At 71.9% G+C, this 18909-nt stretch carries 18 protein-coding genes; 2 read left to right on the top strand and 16 right to left on the bottom strand.

Annotation, left to right across the window (positions count from 1 at the left end):
* Positions 1-45 precede the first annotated feature (45 nt).
* A complete protein-coding gene (locus tag ACZ4TV_RS03455; protein ID WP_468130202.1) occupies positions 46-837 on the top strand; it encodes a tyrosine-protein phosphatase in 792 nt (263 codons plus the stop codon).
* Between the two features lie 22 nt (positions 838-859).
* Here the strand turns inward: ACZ4TV_RS03455 and ACZ4TV_RS03460 are convergent, their stop codons facing one another.
* The 16 genes from ACZ4TV_RS03460 to ACZ4TV_RS03535 form a co-directional block, all read right to left on the bottom strand.
* Complete coding sequence (locus ACZ4TV_RS03460; RefSeq protein ID WP_468130204.1) at positions 860-2320, bottom strand: aspartate aminotransferase family protein; 1461 nt, start codon at positions 2318-2320, stop codon at positions 860-862.
* Entirely contained in the window at positions 2317-3348 is a 1032-nt protein-coding gene (gene hpnH / locus ACZ4TV_RS03465) for an adenosyl-hopene transferase HpnH (protein WP_468130206.1), read from the bottom strand. The genes ACZ4TV_RS03460 and hpnH overlap by 4 nt, the downstream gene beginning before the upstream one ends.
* 5 nt (positions 3349-3353) lie before the next feature.
* A complete protein-coding gene (locus tag ACZ4TV_RS03470) occupies positions 3354-4028 on the bottom strand; it encodes a phosphorylase family protein (RefSeq protein WP_468130208.1) in 675 nt (224 codons plus the stop codon).
* On the bottom strand, positions 4028-6463 hold the full coding sequence (shc, locus tag ACZ4TV_RS03475; protein WP_468130210.1) for a squalene--hopene cyclase: 2436 nt from the start codon (positions 6461-6463) through the stop codon (positions 4028-4030). Before shc ends, ACZ4TV_RS03470 begins: the two co-directional genes overlap by 1 nt.
* Positions 6464-6583: 120 nt before the next feature.
* Entirely contained in the window at positions 6584-7768 is a 1185-nt protein-coding gene (locus tag ACZ4TV_RS03480) for a polyprenyl synthetase family protein (protein ID WP_468130212.1), read from the bottom strand.
* Positions 7765-9144, bottom strand: a complete 1380-nt coding sequence (gene hpnE / locus ACZ4TV_RS03485) for a hydroxysqualene dehydroxylase HpnE (protein ID WP_468130214.1) — start codon at positions 9142-9144, stop codon at positions 7765-7767. The genes ACZ4TV_RS03480 and hpnE overlap by 4 nt, the downstream gene beginning before the upstream one ends.
* Positions 9141-9479, bottom strand: coding sequence for a hypothetical protein (locus tag ACZ4TV_RS03490; RefSeq protein WP_468130216.1), 339 nt, complete (start codon positions 9477-9479; stop codon positions 9141-9143). Before ACZ4TV_RS03490 ends, hpnE begins: the two co-directional genes overlap by 4 nt.
* Positions 9479-10447, bottom strand: coding sequence for a presqualene diphosphate synthase HpnD (gene hpnD, locus ACZ4TV_RS03495; protein ID WP_468130218.1), 969 nt, complete (start codon positions 10445-10447; stop codon positions 9479-9481). The genes ACZ4TV_RS03490 and hpnD overlap by 1 nt, the downstream gene beginning before the upstream one ends.
* Positions 10444-11337 (bottom strand): squalene synthase HpnC, encoded by an 894-nt coding sequence (gene hpnC, locus ACZ4TV_RS03500; protein WP_468130220.1) that lies wholly within the window; start codon positions 11335-11337, stop codon positions 10444-10446. The genes hpnD and hpnC overlap by 4 nt, the downstream gene beginning before the upstream one ends.
* Before the next feature lie 407 nt (positions 11338-11744).
* Positions 11745-12527 (bottom strand): ABC transporter ATP-binding protein, encoded by a 783-nt coding sequence (locus ACZ4TV_RS03505; RefSeq protein WP_468130222.1) that lies wholly within the window; start codon positions 12525-12527, stop codon positions 11745-11747.
* Complete coding sequence (locus ACZ4TV_RS03510; protein ID WP_468130224.1) at positions 12520-13449, bottom strand: ABC transporter permease; 930 nt, start codon at positions 13447-13449, stop codon at positions 12520-12522. The genes ACZ4TV_RS03505 and ACZ4TV_RS03510 overlap by 8 nt, the downstream gene beginning before the upstream one ends.
* Before the next feature lie 94 nt (positions 13450-13543).
* Entirely contained in the window at positions 13544-14428 is an 885-nt protein-coding gene (locus ACZ4TV_RS03515; RefSeq protein WP_468130706.1) for a glycosyltransferase family 2 protein, read from the bottom strand.
* Between the two features lie 23 nt (positions 14429-14451).
* Positions 14452-15231: a CDP-alcohol phosphatidyltransferase family protein gene (locus ACZ4TV_RS03520; protein ID WP_468130226.1), complete on the bottom strand. Its 780-nt coding sequence runs from the start codon at positions 15229-15231 to the stop codon at positions 14452-14454.
* Complete coding sequence (locus ACZ4TV_RS03525) at positions 15209-16270, bottom strand: iron-containing alcohol dehydrogenase family protein (RefSeq protein WP_468130228.1); 1062 nt, start codon at positions 16268-16270, stop codon at positions 15209-15211. Before ACZ4TV_RS03525 ends, ACZ4TV_RS03520 begins: the two co-directional genes overlap by 23 nt.
* Entirely contained in the window at positions 16258-17022 is a 765-nt protein-coding gene (locus ACZ4TV_RS03530) for a phosphocholine cytidylyltransferase family protein (RefSeq protein ID WP_468130230.1), read from the bottom strand. Before ACZ4TV_RS03530 ends, ACZ4TV_RS03525 begins: the two co-directional genes overlap by 13 nt.
* Positions 17019-18656, bottom strand: a complete 1638-nt coding sequence (locus ACZ4TV_RS03535) for a DUF5941 domain-containing protein (protein WP_468130232.1) — start codon at positions 18654-18656, stop codon at positions 17019-17021. The genes ACZ4TV_RS03530 and ACZ4TV_RS03535 overlap by 4 nt, the downstream gene beginning before the upstream one ends.
* Between ACZ4TV_RS03535 and ACZ4TV_RS03540 the strand changes: the two genes are divergently transcribed.
* Complete coding sequence (locus ACZ4TV_RS03540) at positions 18633-18770, top strand: hypothetical protein (RefSeq protein ID WP_468130234.1); 138 nt, start codon at positions 18633-18635, stop codon at positions 18768-18770. The genes ACZ4TV_RS03535 and ACZ4TV_RS03540 overlap by 24 nt on opposite strands.
* Positions 18771-18909 lie beyond the last annotated feature (139 nt).

Raw genomic sequence — 18909 nt, forward strand, 5'->3', positions numbered from 1 at the left:
AGCTCAATTCGGACAGTTTTCCCACCATGAAGCGGAGGAGTTCCTTTGACCCAGCAGATACAGGAGCCGGAGCTGACCGGGGTGCGCAATTTCCGCGATGTAGGCGGATTGCCGACTTCTGATGGACGAAGGGTCGGGACGGGACGACTGTTCCGAAGCGGACATCTCGCACATGCCACCGAAACCGACGCAGAGTTCCTCACTTCGCTCGGCCTCCACACCATCTTCGACTTCCGCAATGGCGCCGACCACGCGCTGGAGGGGCCGGACGTCGAGCTTCCGGGCGTACGGAACGTCAACATCCCGCTCTCGGATCCGGCCGACGGCCGGGAGTTCTGGAGACTCGTCCGCGACGGCGACCTCGACCAGCTGCGCTCGATCCTGGGCGACGGCAAGGCCGCGGCCCGGATGTCGGACTCCTACCGCCGGATCATCGTGCAGCGCACCGCCGAGCACAGCCGGGTGGTCCACGCCCTCGCCGAGGACAGCGTCCCCGCCCTCATGCACTGCGCGGCCGGCAAGGACCGGGCCGGCCTGTCGATCGCGGTCACCCTGCTCGCGCTGGGCGTGGAGCGCGAGGCGATCGTGGCGGACTACCTGGAGTCGAACGCCCCGCACCGCCGCTACCGCGTGCGCCGCACCGACGCGACGGCCGAGGCCCGCTCCCCCGAGGTGATGGAGCTGCTCGCGCCGCTCTTCGACGCCCGCGCCGAGTACCTGACCGCCGCCTTCGACACCATCGACGAGACGTGGGGCGGGGTGGACCGCTACCTGGCGGAGGGCCTCGGGCTGCTGCCCGAGACCCTCGACCGGCTGCGGGAGAGACTGCTGGTCTGACCCGCCCGCACGGGGCCGTCGGTCACCTGTTGCCGACGGCCTGCTTCACCAGCGTCCTGCCGAAGTCCCACATCAGCCCGGACCCGCCGTGCGCCTCGTCCATGACTTCGCGGAAGGCGCCGACGAACCGGTCGACGTCCCGCTCGTCCACGACCAGCGGCGGAATCAGCTTGATCACCTCCAGGTGGTCTCCGGAGACCTGGGTGAGGATCCGGTGCTTCTGCAGCAGCGGCGCCACGACCATCTGCGCGAAGAGCCCCTTGCGGGCCGCCTGCAGCATCGTCCACCGGCTGCGCAGCCCCAGCGAGGACGGCCGGCCGAATTCGATGCCGATCATCAGGCCGCGTCCGCGCACCTCGTGCAGCAGCTCGTACGCGTCCACGAGGGCCGCGAGCCGCCCCCGCAGCAGGTCGCCCATCGCGCGGGCCCGCGCGACGAGCCCCTCGTCCTCCATGACCGACAGCACCGCCAGCCCGGCCGCCATCGCCTGCGCGTTGGACCCGAAGCTCGCGGAGTGCACGAGCACCCGGTCCATGGACGAGTAGACCTTCTTGAAGATCCAGTCCTTGCCCAGGGTCGCGCCGACCGGCACGTAGCCGCCCGAGAGCGCCTTGGCCACGCACACCAGGTCCGGCTCCACGCCCGGCTCGTGCTGGTACGCGTAGAAGTCCCCGGTACGTCCGAGGCCGGTCTGCACCTCGTCCACGATCAGCAGCGCCCCCCGCCGGTGCAGCATGTCCTGCGCGGCGAGCAGGAATCCGGGCGGGGCGCACAGCACCCCCTTGCCCTGGATGGGCTCGACGACGAAGGCGGCGACGTCGCCGCGCCCCAGCTCGCGCTCCAGGGCGTCCAGGTCCCCCAGCGCGATCCTCGTGTCGGGGAGCAGCGGGGCGAAGCCGTCCCGGAAGCCGCTCTCTCCGTTCACCGAGAGCGAGCCGGCGGTGAGCCCGTGGAAGGCGTGGTCGCAGTAGACGATCCTGGGCCGCCCGGTGGCGTACCGGGCGAATTTCAGGGCCGTCTCCACCGCCTCCGTACCGCTGTTGCCGAAGAAGACCCGGTCCAGGTGCGGGCTGTACGAGAGCAGTTTCTCGGCCAGCAGCCCGGGCAGCGGCTGGCAGTCGAAGCGGGTGAGGTCGGCGAGCTGGGCGTCCAGGACGTCGTGCAGGGCCCGGCGGACGACCGGGTGGTGCCGGCCCACGCCCATCACCCCGAAGCCGGCGAGCATGTCGAGGTAGTCGTTGCCCTCCGCGTCCCAGAAGTGGGCGCCCTCGGCGCGCTCGTAGACCTTGTCGAAGCCGATGGTGTGGAGCATCCGGGGCAGTTGGTGGTTGAGGTGCCGCGCGTGCAGCTCGTACCGCTCCGCTCCGCGCGCGGCCAGCAGGGACCCGAGGTCGAACCCCGCGCCCGGGCCTCGCTCGCCCTGTTCGCCCGGGCCCCTTTCGCCCGGGCCCCTTTCGCCCGTGCCCTGTTCCGCCGGGCTCATGCCGGCTTCTCCCGGTTGCCGCCGATCGTCTCCCGGGCCGCGCGCAGGGATTCCTTGAGGGAGCCCATGGTGGCGAGGACGGCGGTGGGCTCGTATCCGCAGTGCGCCATGCAGTTCGCGCAGCGCGGGTCCTTTCCGCGGCCGTACTTGCTCCAGTCGGTGTCGTTGATGAGCTCCCGGTACGTCGGCACGTAGCCGTCGCTCATCAGATAGCAGGGGCGCTGCCAGCCGAAGAGGGAGTAATTCGGAATGGCCCAGGCCGTGCAGGGAAAATCGGCCTTCCCTTCCAGGAAGTCCAGGAAGAGGGGGGAGTGGTTGAGCCGCCAGCGCCGCCGGTTGCCGCCCGCGAAGGCCTTCCTGAAGAGTTCCCGGGTCTGTTCGACGCCAAGGAAGTGTTCCTGGTCGGGGGCCTTTTCGTAGGCGTAGGCGGGCGAGATCATCATCTCGTCCACCTGTAGGTCGTCATTGAGGTAGTTGAGCACCTCGATGATCGTCTGCGGCGTGTCGGTATTGAAGAAGGTGGAGTTGGTGGTCACCCGGAAGCCGCGCTTCTTCGCCTCCTTGATGGCCGCGACCGCCTCGTCGAAGACGCCTTCCTTGGCCACCGACTCGTCGTGGCGCTCGCGCAGGCCGTCGATGTGCACGGCGAAGGCGAAGTACGGGGAGGGGGTGAACTTCTCGATCTTCTTGCGCAGCAGCATCGCGTTGGTGCAGAGGAATACGTACTTCCGCTTCGCCACCAACTGCCGGACGATCTCGTCGATCTGCGGGTGCATCAAGGGCTCGCCGCCCGCGATGGACACCATGGGCGCGCCGGACTCCAGCACGGCGCCGACCGCCTGGGCGACCGGCATGCGCTGCTTGAGCACCCCGGCCGGGTGCTGGATCTTCCCGCACCCCTCACAGGCCAGGTTGCAGGCGTAGAGCGGTTCCAGCTCGACGATCAGCGGGAACTTCTCACGCTTGCGGAGCTTTTGTTCGAGAAGATAGGTCCCGACCCTGATGGTCTGGCGCAGCGGCATGGCCATCTGGCTCACCTCCTGGGGAGCAGCAAAGAACGGTGCCATTCATAAAACGCGGGCAGTACGGCACGCAGAACACGGAAGGCCGATATTCCCCCGCGAACCGTGCCGATACGGACGAGCTCATGCTCCGGAGCGTCCACGATCACCCGGACGGCCGCAACCGGGCGTCCTCCCTCTGACGGACGACGTCCGCCCCGGGTGGCGGTCCACAGGGTCGCCGCGGACTCCATGTCGACCGCGATGGCGCCGGTGGCGCGCAGGTGCGCGCGCTCCTGGCCGCGGACGACGTGGTCGGATCCGGTCAGTGCGCCGGTGTGCACGGTCCGGCCGGGGGCGGCCCGGGCCAGCGCCTCGGCGAGCAGGGCGGTACCGGTGCAGGTGACGGCCCCCTGCGGGTCCCGGGTCTCCTCCGCGACGACCAGGTCACCGGGGTGCATGCCCGGGACCAGCCCGGCGCAGAATCCCGTCGCGAGGACGGCGGCCCGGTCCATCCCCGGCCGGTCCAGTGCCCGGGCGACGGCCCGCTCGGCCGCGCGCGGGCCCATCCCGGTGCGCAGGAGATCGCAGGCGGCCGGCGGTGCCCCGCGGACCGCGCTGCGCAGCGCCACCTGCTCGATGCGCAGCGCGCAGGCGACCAGCAGCGGGCCGGGGTCCCCGCCCCGGTCCCCTCTGGCGGCGCACATCAGGCTTCTCCGGCCGCGGCCGTGTGCGCTCCGGCCGGGGCGAGCGGTTCCCCGTACAGGTAGCGGCCGAGCGCGGTGAGCGGGAACACCTGCCGGTACAGGTGGTAGTTGATGGAGAAGTCCCAGGGGAATCCGGTGCCGGTGAAGTAGGGCTCGTCCCAGGAGCCGTCCTCCTGCTGGGTGTCCACCAGGTAGGCGATCCCCCGTTCGACGGCCTTGCCGTCCCGCTCGCCGGCCGACAGCAGGGCCATCAGCGCCCACGCGGTCTGCGAGGCGGTGGAGGCGCCCTTCCCGGCCCAGGAGGGGTCCTTGTAGGAGCGCTGGTCCTCGCCCCACCCGCCGTCCTCGTTCTGTACGGATTCCAGCCAGCGCACGGCCCGCCGGATCGCGGGGTGCCCCGGGGCGAAGCCCGCCGCGGTGAGGGCCGGGACCACCGATCCGGTCCCGTAGACGTAGTTGGTGCCCCAGCGGCCGAACCAGCTGCCGTTCGGCTCCTGTTCGGCGAGCAGCCAGGCGATGCCGCGCCGGGTCCGGGCGTCGCCCGCCCGGCCCTCGAAGGCGAGCATCTCCACCACGTGGGCGGTGACATCGGCCGAGGGCGGGTCGATGACCTCGCCGAAGTCACAGAAGGGCAGCTTGTTCGGCAGGGGGCTGGTGTTGTCGGCGTCGAAGGCGCCCCACGCGCCGTTCTTCGACTGCATGCCGAGGTTCCAGGACACCCCGCGGGCGATGGCCGCCTCGACCCGGGCCGGGTCGGGGTGCTTGATGCGGCGCAGTGCGAGGACCACCTCGGCGGTGTCGTCGATGTCGGGGTAGGTGTCGTTGTGGAACTCGAACGCCCAGCCGCCGGGGGCGAGCCCGGGCCGCCGGACCGCCCAGTCCCCGCTGCGGACGATCTCCTCGCCGAGCATCCAGTCGGCGGCCTTGACCAGCGCCGGATGGTCGGGGCGCACCCCGGCGTCGGCGAGCGCGATCGCGGCGAGGCAGGTGTCCCACACCGGGGACTGGCAGGCCTCGATCATCCGAGCGCCGTCCTCGCGCCACACCGCGAACCGGTCCAGGGATTCCAGCCCGGCGCGCATCACCGGGTGTCCGAGGTCGTAGCCGAGCAGGTGCAGGGCGATGATGGAATAGACGGCGGGCGGCTGGATCCCGCCCCAGCAGCCGTCGTTCTCCTGGCGCTCGACGATCCAGCGGGCGGCGGTGTCCATGGCCGCCTTGCGCAGCCGGCGGGGGGCGAACCGCCGGTAGACGTGCAGGGCCTTGTCCATCCGCTGGAAGGCGCCGTCCCAACTCGCCAGCGGGGCCAGGGGCTTGGCGGGATTCGCCACCCGCGCGTCGGCGTGCAGCTCGTCCAGGGCGAAGGGGGCCGGGCGGACGGGACGCAGTGCGGAGACCACGGTGAGCGGGACGATGGTCTGGCGGGCCCAGCAGCCGAAGTCATAGATGTTCAGGGGCACCCAGGGGGGCAGGAACACCAGCTCGGGCGGGAGTTCGGGCAGGTGTTCCCACTTCCACCAGCCGAAGAGCGCCAGCCAGATCCGGGTGAAGACGCGGGCGGCGGCGATCCCGCCGTGGGCGCGGATCCAGGCCGAGGCGCGGGTCATGTGCGGGGCGTCCGGCGGGTCCCCGGCGAGGCGCAGGGCGACGTAGGCCTCGATGGTGGCGGAGAGTTCGGGCGGCCCGCCGTGGAAGGTGGCCCAGGTGCCGTCCTCGCGCTGCTCGCCGCGGATGAAGAGCGCGGCGGCGTGTGTGGTGGCCTCGTCCCGGATGCCGAGGAACTGCCGCAGCAGCAGGTCCTCCGCGTCCATGGTGACGTTGGTCTCCAGGTCGCCCTTCCACCAGCCCTCGGGGGCTTGGCGCTCCAGCAGGTGCCGGGCCGCTCGCGCGGCGGCCTCGTACGCCCCCTGCCGGTCGCCGTCCGGCGGTTCGGGCAGCTCCGCGGTGGCCCGGTCCGTGTCCGGCGCACCCGACTGGCCCGCTCCGGCCTGGCCTACGGGCTTCGCCCGGGGGGGCGCTGCGACGGCTGCGGGCGGGGTGGGCGCGGTGGGCGGGGTGGGCGGCTGCGACCGGCCCGGCCGCGGGCCGGTGGGCGGGTCCGCGAGCGTGCCCTCGCGGGCGCGGGCGCCGCCCTCTTCGGCGGCGCCCCGACGAGGCGGGACCAGGTCAGGTCCACCCGGTACGGGTCCCGCTCCGGCGGCTGGGCCACCGGGGGCGCCCACCAGGCCGTACTCGGCCGGCCGACCGATTCGGCCGGACCCGTACGGGGCCTGTGGGGCCAGCGGGGTCCGCAAGGCCGAAGGCCCCGGTTCGGCGGCCGCGCCAGGGCGGTACGGGACGCCCGGGGGTCCCCCCTGGCCGGGCGGCGGGACGCCCGGAGTGGATTCGCTGCCAGCGCCAGCGCTCTCCGCGCTGCCGTCGGTCGTCGCTGTCATGGCTTCCCCTTAGAACAGTGTCCTCTGCTGTGCTGGGGTCTGCCGTCGGCCGGCGCACGCCACGCTCAGGTGGCGGCGCCGGCCGGCGACTCGCGATTCATATCCGCTGTCGGGTGGCGATCACCTCTTGCGCACGACGACGAAGTCGGCGAGGGCCACGAGCTGGTCGCGCACGCGCCCCGGCATGTCGACGTCGTCCAGGGCCCGGATCGCGACGGCGTGCTGGCGGCGTGCTTCGTCGGCGGTCCACTGACGGCCGCCGGCCGCCTCGATGAGCGCCGCGCGCGCCGCGAACTCCTCCTCCGAGAAGTTCTCGAAGTCGCTGCTCTTGGCGTCGGCGGCGAGCAGTTCGGCGAGCTCCTCGGAGGCCGGCCCACCGGCCGCGAGGGCGGCGACCACCGGCAGGGACTTCTTGCGCTGGCGCAGGTCGCTCCAGGTCTGCTTGCCGGTGGCCTCCGGGTCGCCCCAGATGCCGAGCAGGTCGTCGACGGCCTGGAAGGCGAGGCCCAGGTGGTAGCCGTACTCCTCCAGCTTGTCGGCCGTACGGTCGTCGGCGCCGCCGAGCACCGCGCCGATGGAGACGGCGCAGGCGAGCAGGGCGCCGGTCTTGTTGCCCTCCATCTCCAGGCACTCCTCGACGCTGACGCGCTCGCGGTGCTCGTAGGAGATGTCCTGCGCCTGGCCGTCGATGAGCTTGCGGCTGGCGGTGGTGAGCCGGCGGGTCGCACGGCCCGCCTCGACGGTGCCGAGCTCCAGCAGCACCTCGTTGGCGAGGGCGAAGAGGGCGTCGCCGACCAGGATCGCGAGGGCCGGTCCGTGTACCTTCCACACCGTGTCGCGGTGGCGGCGCTGCTCGTCGCCGTCCATCAGGTCGTCGTGCAGCAGCGAGAAGTTGTGCACGAGCTCGACCGCGACGGCGCCCGGGATGCCGACCTCGGCCGCGGCGCCCGCGGCCTCGGCGGAGAGCAGCGCGAGGGCCGGACGTACGGCCTTGCCCTGGTCGCCGTCCGCCGGGTTGCCCTGGGCGTCGATCCAGCCGAAGTGGTAGGCGGCGACGGTGTCCATGGGCGCCGCGAGCCGGTCGACGGCGGCGCGGAGCACGGGGGTCGACAGCGTGCGGCCGCGTTCCAGGAGGGCGATCGTGTCGGCCTTCTCGACGCCCCCTCCAGCTGTGCCCACACTGGCATCCGTGTTCTCGACAGCCGGATTCCCCGGGTTCACTGGCTCTCCTCTTGTTCCTGTACGTGCTGTGCCGGTGGTGCTGGTGGTGCCGGTCGTGCCGGTGGTGCTCGTGGTGGTCGTCATGCCGCCTCCTGCAGAGGGTGTTCGCGGTGGCGGCCGAGCGCGGCGAGTGCGGCGTGCGCCGCGCTCAGTCCGCTCCGGACGGCGCCCTCCATGGTCGCGGGCCAACCGGTGGCAGTCCACGCACCGGCCAGGTAGAGCCCCGGCGTGTCGGTGCGTGCCCCGGGGCGCAGCCGGCCGACGCCGGGGGTGGGGGCGAAGGTGGCCGTCCGCTCCCGGGTGACGAAGAAGTCCCGTACCTTGGCGCCCCGCGCGGCCGGCAGCAGCCGCTCCAGCTCGGGCAGGTACTTGGCGCGCAGGACCGGGACGGGCTCGTCGATGTCGTTCTGGGCGACGGACTGGGACAGCGCCAGGTACTGGCCTCCGTCGGGGAGCCCCGAGGAGTCGGTACGGTCGAAGACCCACTGCACCGGGGAGCCGAGTGCGGCGAAGAAGGGCTGCTTGAGCACCTTGCGGTCGTAGACCACGTGGACGTTGAGGATCGGCGCGGTGCCGATGTCCAGGAGCTTGTCGGGGTCGGCGAGGGCGCCGGCCGGCAGCAGTCCGTGCGCCTCGCGCTGCGGGACGGCGAGGACGACGGTGCCCGCGTCGAGGGACTCCTCCTCGGTGTCGATCCGCCATGCGCCTTCGGCGGTACGGGAGATGGCCGTGACCCGGCTGCGCAGCTCGGTCCGTACGCCGGCCGCGTCGAGCGCCTTGCGGGCGAGGGTGTCGTGCAGTTCGCCGAGCGGTACGCGGGCCCAGCCGATGTCGGCGGCGCCGTTCTCGGAGAGCAGGCCGGTCTTGAAGACCATGGCGGCCAGGCCCAGCGAGGACTGCTCGGCGGTGGCGTTGAGGGTGGCGATGCCGACGAGGTCCCACAGGGCCTCGATCGTACGGGCGGACTGGCCGTAGCGGCCGAGCCAGGTCGCGAAGTCCAGGCCGTCCAGCGCCGGGTCGGCGGGGTCGAGGCGGCGCAGCGCGAGGGCGGCCCGGCCGACGCTCAGCCGCTCGGCGAGCGAGAGGTGCGGGTAGCGCGCCAGGGAGCCGGCCAGGTGCAGGGGCACGGGCAGGGCGCTGCGCCGCAGCCGTCCGAGGCGCGGGCCGCCGGGGTGGGCGACGTCGAGGACGGGTACGTCGAGGCGGTCCTGCAGGGGTGCGAGGCCGCCGCCCCCGAGGCGGTCGAGGAACCACCGGTAGGCGGTGCAGCAGCGCAGGTACACGTGCTGGCCGTTGTCGACGTTGAGGTCGCCGCGCTTGAAGGAGAAGGCGAGCCCGCCGAGCCGGGGGCGGCCTTCCAGCAGGGTCACGCGGAGCCCCGCGTCGGCGAGTTCGAGGGCGGTCGTGACCCCGGCGAGCCCGCCGCCCACGACGACGGCGTGGTGGTCGAAGCCGGTCATGCGCCCTCCCCGGTGGTGCGGTGGCCCTGCGGGCCGGTCGGTCGGTGCTGCGCGGGCGAGGCGGCGCCGCGCGCGGCGGCCCGCCCGGCCCGGCCGGGGCCCGCCGGAAGAGACGCGCCCGCCGCCGTGATGGTTGCCCGGGCGCCGTCCCGGCCGGGCCGGCCCGCCGCGGCGACCGCGCACGGGGCCGTCCCCGGGGCACCGGACATGTCTTCGGTCGCGCGGCCCGCGGTGGCGGACGCACCCGTGCGGTTGGCCTGCGCGGCCCGGTGGGGCGTGGCGGCCGGGGGTGGACCGGCCGGGGCGGGCGCCGGGGGCCGGGTGGTCGGCGGCATCAGGCTCGCCTCCGGTTGCTCTGGCGGGAGATGGTCCGCGCGTCGAGGCCGGACAGGCCGCGCACGGCGACGTACGCCTTCTCGTGCGTCGGCAGCGACACGCGGCCGCGCAGCACCGCTTCCGGCTCCCGCTCGATGCGGTCCAGGAGCCGGCGGTAGATGCCGGCCATGGCGGCCACGCAGGCGCCGCTGCGCCGGTCGAGCATGGGCAGCAGCCGGTAGCCCTCGACGAACAGGGCCCGGGCGCGCCGTACTTCGTGGTGCACCAGCCCGGCGAAGTCGGAGCCGGCGGGAGCCCGGTCGCTGTGGAAGCCTTCCGAACAGCCGAACTTGGCGAGGTCCTCGGCGGGCAGGTAGGTGCGGCCGTTGCCCGCGTCCTCGCGAACGTCCCGGAGGATGTTGGTGAGTTGCAGGGCGAGGCCGAGCGTGTCGGCGTACTCCCCGGCGCGCGCGGCGTCGGGCGCGCCGGGTGTGGTGCCGAACACGCCGAGCGAGAGCCGCCCGATGGCTCCGGCCACGCAGCGGCAGTAGGCCTTGAGGTCGTCCCAGGTCTCGTAGGTCTCGCCGCGGACGTCCATCAGGACGCCGTCGATGAGTTCGTCGAGGCCGCCGAGCGGGATCGGGAAGCGGCGCGCGGCGTGCGCGAGGGCGACGGCGACCGGGTCGGTGTCGTCCTCGTCGATCTCCTCGGCCCGGATCCGCCCGAGCAGGGCGCGGGTCTCCTCCAGCCGGGCGAACTTCGCCTCGGCGGGCAGCGTGCCGTCGCCGATGTCGTCGACCCGCCGGGAGAAGGCGTACAGCGCGGACATCGCCTGCCGCTTGTCGGTCGGCAGCAGCCGGATGCCGTACGCGAAGTTGCGCGCCTGCGCACCGGTGACGGCCTCGCAGTAGCTGTAGGCCGCCGAAACCGGCGCGGACAGCGCGGTCGGTGCGGACGCGTGTGTGGGGCCCTCCACGGTCGGGCTCACCCCTTTCTCGGCGCTGTGCGCAGGACGGCGGCAACCTCGCGGAGCAGGCCGCTCTTGGTGGGCTTGGGCGGGCCGGGAAGTACGTCGAAGCCGGCGGCGGTGACGGCTCGCAGGGCTGCTCGCCCCCCTCCCACGAAGCCCGCGAGCAACAGCCGGAGTCTGCCGTGCACGCTACCCACGAGCGGGGTGCCTTCATTCAGCAGCTCGCGTGCGCGCGCAGTTTCGAATGCGACCAGGGCGCGTACGGACGCGCCGGCGGACGGGGCCGCCAGGTCGGCCTCGGTCACGTGGAAGCGCCGCATGTCCTCGGCGGGCAGGTAGATCCGGTCGCGGCCGAGGTCCTCGGCGACGTCCTGGATGTGCTCGACGATCTGCAGGGCGGTGCAGACGGCGTCGGAACGACGGATCCGTTCGGGCGTGCTGGTGCCCGTGAGGGAGAGCACGAGGCGGCCGACCGGGTTCGCGGAGAGCTCGCAGTAGCCCACCAGGTCCGCGTACGTCTCGTAACGCGCGACCCGCTGGTCCTGGCGGTTGGCCTCGATGAGCCCGAGGAACGGCTCGGGGGTCAGGCCGTGGGCGCGGACGACGGGCCGCAGGGCGAGCAGCAGCGGATGGCGCGGGGCGCTGTCCGTGCCGCTGGAACCGTTGAAGACGCGGTGCAGGTCGGCCTCGAAGGCGTCGAGCATGGCGAGCCGGTCGTCCACGGCGGCGGGGTCGAGGCCGAGGAGTACGGCGTCGCGTCCGCCGGGTGCGAGGTCGCCGTCGCCGATGTCGTCGACGAGGCGGGCGTAGCCGTAGACGGCCATCAGTCCGTCGCGCCAGGCGCGGGGAAGGAAGGCGGGGGCGACGGGGAAGTTCTCCGCCGTCGCCTTGTCGAGGGTGGCGCTCACGTGGACCGTGTCGGACAGGGGTCGGATGCCGTGCCCCGGGGTCACCGCCCGCCGCCCGGGGCGGGGACGGCCGTAGTGCCTGGGGGCCGGAGAATTCCCGTAGCCATTGCCGTCACAACTCCCGTTCTACACTGCTGACCCAATACATCCTATTTCGGACACGCCGCCAGGGGTTTTCCCGGGCGGCGCCAGGGCCGTTCACCTGCGGGGAATCGTCCCCTCTTGCCGCGATTCAGGACCGCTTCAGCTTACGCTGTAGAACGCCGCGAAGGCCTCTGGGGTATTCGCTCCGCCACCGAATGTCGCGTGAAATGCGAGAGCACGCTTAAGGCCCCCGCCGCGCTGAGCGGCGGGGGCCTTCGGGAGAAGCGGAGATACGCCGCGAAGGGCGCCGCGCGACCCGGAGGTCAGCCGTTGGAGGCCTTCTCGTATGCCGAGACGACTTCCTCCGTGGGCCCGTCCATCAGGAGCTCGCCCTTCTCCAGCCACAGCACCCGGTCGCAGGTGTCGCGGATGGACTTGTTGTTGTGGCTCACCAGGAAGACCGTGCCGGCCTTCTGCCGCAGTTCGCGGATGCGGTTCTCCGAACGCACCTGGAAGCTGCGGTCGCCGGTGGCCAGGGCCTCGTCGATCATCAGGACGTCGTGGTCCTTGGCCGCCGCGATGGAGAAGCGCAGTCGCGCCGCCATGCCGGAGGAGTAGGTGCGCATCGGCAGGGAGATGAAGTCGCCCTTCTCGTTGATGCCCGAGAAGTCGACGATGCCCTGGTAGCGCTCCTTGATCTGCTCGCGGCTCATGCCCATCGCGAGACCGCCGAGGACGATGTTGCGCTCACCGGTGAGGTCGTTCATCAGCGCCGCGTTGACGCCCAGCAGCGAGGGCTGGCCGTCGGTGTAGACCTTGCCGGCCTCGCAGGGCAGCAGCCCCGCGATGGCGCGCAGCAGGGTCGACTTGCCGGAGCCGTTGGAGCCGATGAGGCCGATCGCCTCGCCGCGGTACGCCGTGAAGGAGACCCCGCGCACGGCGTGGACCCGCCGGACGCCGGGTGCGTCGCCCTTGCCCCGGCGGACCATCTTGCTCAGGGCGGCGGTGGCGGCGCCCTTGCCGGCGCTTCCGGTGTTGACCCGGTAGACGATGTGCACGTCGTCCGCGATCACGGTGGGGACGCGCCCCTGGGTTGTCTCAGCCACGGCCGTAACGCTCCTCAGCCTTCCAGAAGTACACGAAGCCGCCGAGGCCTATCACGGCGGCCCAGCCCACGGCGAAGAGCCAGACGTGCGGAGGCAGATTGCTGCTGCCGTAGTCGTCGATCAGCGCGAAGCGGATGAGGTCCATGTAGATCGCCACCGGGTTCCACAGCAGCACGTCGCTGATCCACTGGGGCTGGTCCTTGAGGTAGATCCCGATCGGGAACATGACCCCGGAGGCGTACATCCACGTACGCATCACGAACGGCATCAGCTGCGCCAGGTCGGGGGTCTTGGAACCCATCCGCGCGAAGATCATGGCGAGGCCGGTGTTGAAGACGAACTGCAGCGCCAGCGTCGGGATCACCAGCAGCCAGGAGAGCCGCGGGTAGTTGCCGAAGCCGACGGCGATCACGAAGACGACGATCATCGAGTACAGCAGCTGCTGGAGCTGCTGCAGCGAGAAGGACACCGGGAGGGCGGCTCGAGGGAAGTGCAGCGCCCGTACCAGCCCGAGGTTCCCGGAGATCGCCCGGACGCCCGCCATCACCGAGCTCTGGGTGAAGGTGAAGACGAAGATGCCCATCATCAGGAAGGGGACGTAGACACCCTTCGGCATCTCCCGGCCCGCGCCGAGGATCAGGCCGAAGATCAGCCAGTAGACGGCCGCGTTCAGCAGTGGGGTCGCCACCTGCCAGACCTGTCCGAGCTTGGCCTGGCTGTACTGAGCGAGCAGCTTGGCCCGCGAGAAGGCCATGATGAAGTGGCGCCGGCCCCAGAGCTGGCGCACGTACTCGCCCAGACGGGGCCGGGCACCGCTGACGGAGAGGCCGTACTTCCTGGCGAGCTCCGCGGAGCTCAGCCCCGCGTCTGCGGACGGCGGCTTGCTCGTGGCGAGGGCGCCGTCGTGGGTTGTGTCACTCACAAGTTGAAACTTTCGTCTTCAAGATGCGGCCAGGTGGGCATCAGGCTGGTGGCTCGAGGCCCGTGATCGCGCCATGTTCCCAGACGCGGGCTTGTCAGATGACAGGTGGTCGGCCCAGCCGGGTCAACCGCCAGACCGTACGCCATCTCATCGGGCGGCGGGGGCCGCAGGGAGTGGTCCACCCCTCCCTGAAACCGCCGAACCACGCCTTCAGCGCGGGTACCGACGGCCTGCGTACGAGCGTCAGCAGGAGCCAGACGCCCAGGTAGACCGGGACCAGCGGAGCGGGCAGGTTGCGGCGGGCGAGCCACACCCGGTTACGGGCCACCATACGGTGGTAGACCGCGTGCCGGGAGGGGGCGGTCGTCGGGTGCAGCAGCACCATGTCCGCCCGGTAGTCGATCAGCCACCCGGCGTCGAGCGCCCGCCAGGCCAGATCGGTCTCCTCGTGGGCGTAGAAGAACTCCCCCGGCAACGCTCCGACCTGCTCGAACACCGTGGTGCGGACGGCGTTGGCGCCGCCCAGGAAGGTGGTCACGCGCGAGGAGCGCATCGGGTCCGAGGCGCGCAGCCGCGGCACGTGCCGGCGCTGGGTCTCGCCGGTCTCCGGATCGGCGATCCGGAAGCTGATGATGCCCAGCCCGGGATCCTCGGTGAAGGCCTGCCGGCACAGCTCGGCGGTGTCGGTGCGCTCCAGCAGGCCGTCGTCGTCCAGGAAGAGCAGTACGTCAACGTCATAGCCGTCGCTGCCACCGGGGCGGCCGAAGGCCTCGATGCCGACGTTGCGCCCGCCGGGGATGCCCAGGTTCTCGGGGAGGTCGACCGTACGGACGCCCTCGGGCAGCCCGGTGACCTTCACGCCCTGGCCCACGACGACCACCTCGACGGGGGCGCCGTCCTGCCGGGCCACCGAGTCGAGGAGCGCCTTGAGCTCGTCGGGCCGGTTGCCCATGGTGATGATCACGGCGCCCAGCCGCATCGCGTCGGTCCCGCGGTTCACTGTCATCGCAGCCTGCTGGAGGCGAGTACGGAGACCAGGTGCAGCACCATCTGAAGCATCGCGATGCCGGCGAGCACGGCGACGCCGAGCCGGGAGAAGTACAGGTCGCCGCGGACCTGGTCCAGGACGGCCAGCACCAGGATGAGCAGCGAGGCCTCGATGCCGAGGACGAGACGGTGGAACTTCAGCGCGGCGGCGGCCCGGCGCGCGAGCGCCATGCCGGACGAGCGCGGCTCGGACGCCGCTTCCTTGACCGGCTCCTTCCCGACCTGGTGCCGGGCGACGCCCACCAGGTCGGTCTCGGCCTTGATCAGGATCGCGCCGAGCGCCGCGAGGGTGCCCAGGAAGGCCCACAGCCAGTCGATCCGCCCGCTGCCCCACAGGTCCGCCGCGCGCAGGCCGAAACCTACGAGGACGGCCGCGTCGCACAGGTAGGCGCCGACCCGGTCCAGGTAGACCCCGGAGAGCGAGAACTGCTTCTTCCAGCGGGCGACCTCGCCGTCGACGCAGTCGAGCAGCAGGTACAGCTGGACGGCCACCACACCGAGGACGGCGCCCCAGACGCCCGGCACGAGCAAGGCGGGGGCGGCGAGGACACCGGCCAGGGTCATCACATAGGTCAGCTGGTTCGGCGTGACCTTGGTGGTGACCAGGAAGCGGGTGATGCGCAGGGAGATCTCGCGCATGTAGAGGCGCCCGCCCCAGTGCTCGCCGCTGCGCCGGTCCTTCACGCCCGCCGGGTGCACGACGGGCCGGAGTTCAGCTACGGATGGTCTTGGCATAGTCGGCGTAAGCGTCCCTGATCTCGGCTGCGGACAGGTTGAGGTGCTCCAGGATCGTGAAACGTCCCGGACGGGTCTGGGGGGCGTACTCGACGGCCGTGACGAACTCGTCGATGCTGAAGCCGATCTCCTCGGGCGCCACCGGAAGGCCGTGCCGGCGCAGCACCTCGACGAACAGGCCGGAGACCTCGGCGGCCCCGCGCAGGTGCATCGCGAAGGCTGCCCCGAGGCCGACCTGCTCGCCGTGGAGCGCGGAGCGCCCCGGGTGCAGCAGGTCGAAGGCGTGGCTGATCTCGTGGCAGGCGCCGGAGGAGGGACGGGAGTCCCCGCTGATCGACATGGCGATGCCGGAGAGGACCAGCGCCTCGGAGAGCACCGTGAGGAACGCGTCGTCGCCGCATCCGCCGGGGTGGCGCAGCACGGACTCGCCGGCGGTACGGGCCATGGCGGCGGCCAGGCCGTCGACGGGCTCGCCGGTGACCTCGTGGGAGAGCTCCCAGTCGGCGATCGCCGAGATGTTGGAGATCGCGTCGCCGATGCCGGCGCGGATGAACCGCTCCGGGGCTTCCTTGATCACATCGAGGTCGATCACCATGGCGATCGGGGTGGGGACGCCGTAGGAGCCGCGGCCGTTGTCGTTGTCCAGGATGGACACCGGCGAGCAGATGCCGTCGTGCGAGAGGTTGGTGGCGACGGCCACCATGGGCAGCCCGACCCGCGCCGCGGCGTACTTCGCCACGTCGATGATCTTGCCGCCGCCCAGGCCCACGACGGCGTCGTAGCGGCGGCCCTTTATGTCGTCGGCCAGCTTGACCGCGGAGTCGATGGTGCCATCGACGACCGCGTACCAGTCGGCGTGCGGCAGTACGGGCTCCAGCTTGGTGCGCAGCGCCACACCGGAGCCTCCGCTGATCGCGATGGCCAGCTTGCCGGAGGCGGAGATCCGCTGGTCGGCCAGGAGGCCGGCCAGATCGTCCATCGCCCCGCGACTGATGTCGACGACGACGGGCGAGGGGATGAGCCTCGTCAGTACTGGCATGCGATCGTCCGGCCCTTGGCGAGGTCGTCGTGGTTGTCGATCTCGACCCACTTGACGTCGCCGATGGGGGCCACGTCGATGGTGAAGCCGTCGTTGACGAGCTGCTGGTACCCGTCCTCGTAGTAGAGGTCGGGGTCGCGCTCGAAGGTGGTCTTCAGGGCGTCGGCCAGCTGCTCGGCGGCCTCGGCCTCGATGAGGGTGACACCGATGTACTCACCGGTGGCGTCGGCCGGGTCCATCAGCTTGGTGATCTTCTGCACGCCCGCCCCGGCGGCGCCGCCGTCGGCGGTGACGACCTTCATCTCCTCGTCGGCCAGGTTCTTGACCGTGTCCAGGGCGAGGATGATCTTCTGGCCGTTGCCGCGGGCGGCGAGCAGGGTGCGCTCCACCGAGACCGGGTGGACGGTGTCGCCGTTGGCGAGGATCACGCCCTGCTTGAGGACGTCACGGGCGCACCACAGGGAGTAGGCGTTGTTCCACTCCTCGGCCTTGTCGTTGTCGATCAGCGTGATCTTGACGCCGTACTTGGCCTCCAGGGCCTCCCGGCGCGCGTACACGGCTTCCTTGCGGTAGCCGACGACGATGGCGACCTCGGTGAGACCGACCTCGGCGAAGTTGCCGAGGGTCAGGTCGAGAACCGTGAGGCTCTCCTCGTCTCCCTCGGGACCGACGGGCACGAGGGCCTTGGGCAGGGTGTCGGTGTAGGGACGCAGACGGCGTCCGGCACCGGCAGCGAGTACAAGGCCGATCATGCTGGTTCTCCTTCGTCATGTACGGCGGGTGCTCCGGAGGAGACCCAGAATCGGATGCTCTCCACGAGCACCACGAGTGCCACGAACACGGCCATGGCCGTGAGCGCGACGGGGAACGCGTCCCGGGGCAGGGCGGCCGCCAGAACCACGGTCAGCAGGACCCGGCCGTCATGGCCGCCGATCGTCCGCACCAGCCAGTGCGGGGGCGCGCCCGAGCCACCGCGGATGCGGTAGACCGTGTCGTAGTGATGGTAGGCGACCGCCGCGATCAGGCCGAATGCCGCCGGAAGGGCCCCGGGGACGTCCGCCTTGGCGGCCAGCGCGAGGACGGTCACGTACTCGGCGGCCCGGAACAGCGGCGGGACGAGCCAGTCGAGCGGGCCCTTGAGGGGGCTCGCGAGAGCCACGCCCGCGGCGATGACGTACACCACGGCGGACCCGATCAGCCAGGGGCTGCCGAAGTCGCGGGTCACGGCGGCGCCCACCATCAGCACGGATCCGAGCGCGGCCAGCCCCAGCGAGGCGGGGGTCGGGCGGCCTTTCACCAGCCGGCCGGCGGTCCAGGCGAGCACGCCCGAGTCGGCGAGCTCGGCCAGCGCCCGCGCGGCGCGGTCGGTGCGGGTGGCCTTGCGGGTCAGGGAGCGCAGGACCCGGCCGGCGGTGGTGTAGAGCGCGCCGAAGGCGCAGCCGACGAGCAGGGCGTAGAAGACGATCCGGGGGGTGGTGACGGCGGTCAGGACCGCGATCATCGCCCAGCGCTCACCGATCGGAAGGATGATCATCCGCCGGACCCATACCGTCCAGCCGACGCTGTCCAGCTTGTCGGAGAGGGCCGCGGTCGGGCTCGTGTTGGCCGTCGCGTCGTGGTTGGCCTCGTTGAAGGAGAAGTCCACGACGTGCCGGCAGGTCATGAGGATCATCGCGCCGAGCGCGAGCGCCCACACGTCGTCGCCGTTCCTGGCCGCACCGAGCGCGAGGCCCGCGTAGAAGGAGTACTCCTTCGCGCGGTCGAAGGTGGCGTCGAGCCAGGCGCCCATCGTCGAGTACTGGAGCGAGTAGCGGGCGAGCTGCCCGTCGGTGCAGTCCAGGACGAAGGAGACGATGAGCAGCACACCGGCCGCGACGTAGCCCCAGCGCTCGCCGGTGGCGGCGCAGCCGGCCGCGATCAGCGCGGTGATCAGCGAGGCGGTGGTGACCTGGTTCGGGGTCAGGCCCCGGCGGGCGCACCAGCGGGCGATGTAGCGCGAGTAGGGGCTGATGAAGAAGGTGGTGAAGAAGCCGTCGCGGGACTTCACGGCGGTCCGCAGGCGTACGGCCTCGTCGTCGACGGCGGCGACGGCGGCGCTCGCCGCGTCCCGGTCGGCCGGGCCGGCGGGGACGGCGGCGACGAGTGTGCCCAGCTCGGGGCGCTGAACGGTGGTACCGGCGGCCTCGACCGCGGCGGCGAGCCGGTCGGCGTAGGGGCCGGCGGCGGCGTCGCCCTCGGTGGCGACGGCCTCGGCGGCGGCCTTGTCGAGTGCGTCACGGGCGCCCGGCTGGACGGCGAGGGCACCGGTGACGGCGCAGGCGTCGAAGCGCGGGTCGGTCAGCGCGAGGCGCAGTGCGTGCAGGTGTCCGACGAAGGCGCTGTCCACGACGGCCACCCGCTGGTCGGCGGGTACGCCGGCCAGTGCGGCGGCGGCGTCCTGGGGACCGGTGGCCGGGCGGACGTCGAAGCCGAGGGAGCGCAGCTCGTCCGCGAGCGGTGATCCGGGGACCGGCAGGCCGGTGAGGATGACGGTCGGCAGGCGAACTCACTCCTTGTAACGGATTGCGGACGGGCGCCCGAGGGGGCGGCGGCACGTCGGCAGAGGCTATCGGATGAATGGAAGCAGGGGTTCACCACCC

It is taken from the genome of Streptomyces sp. NPDC028910, assembly GCF_055564955.1.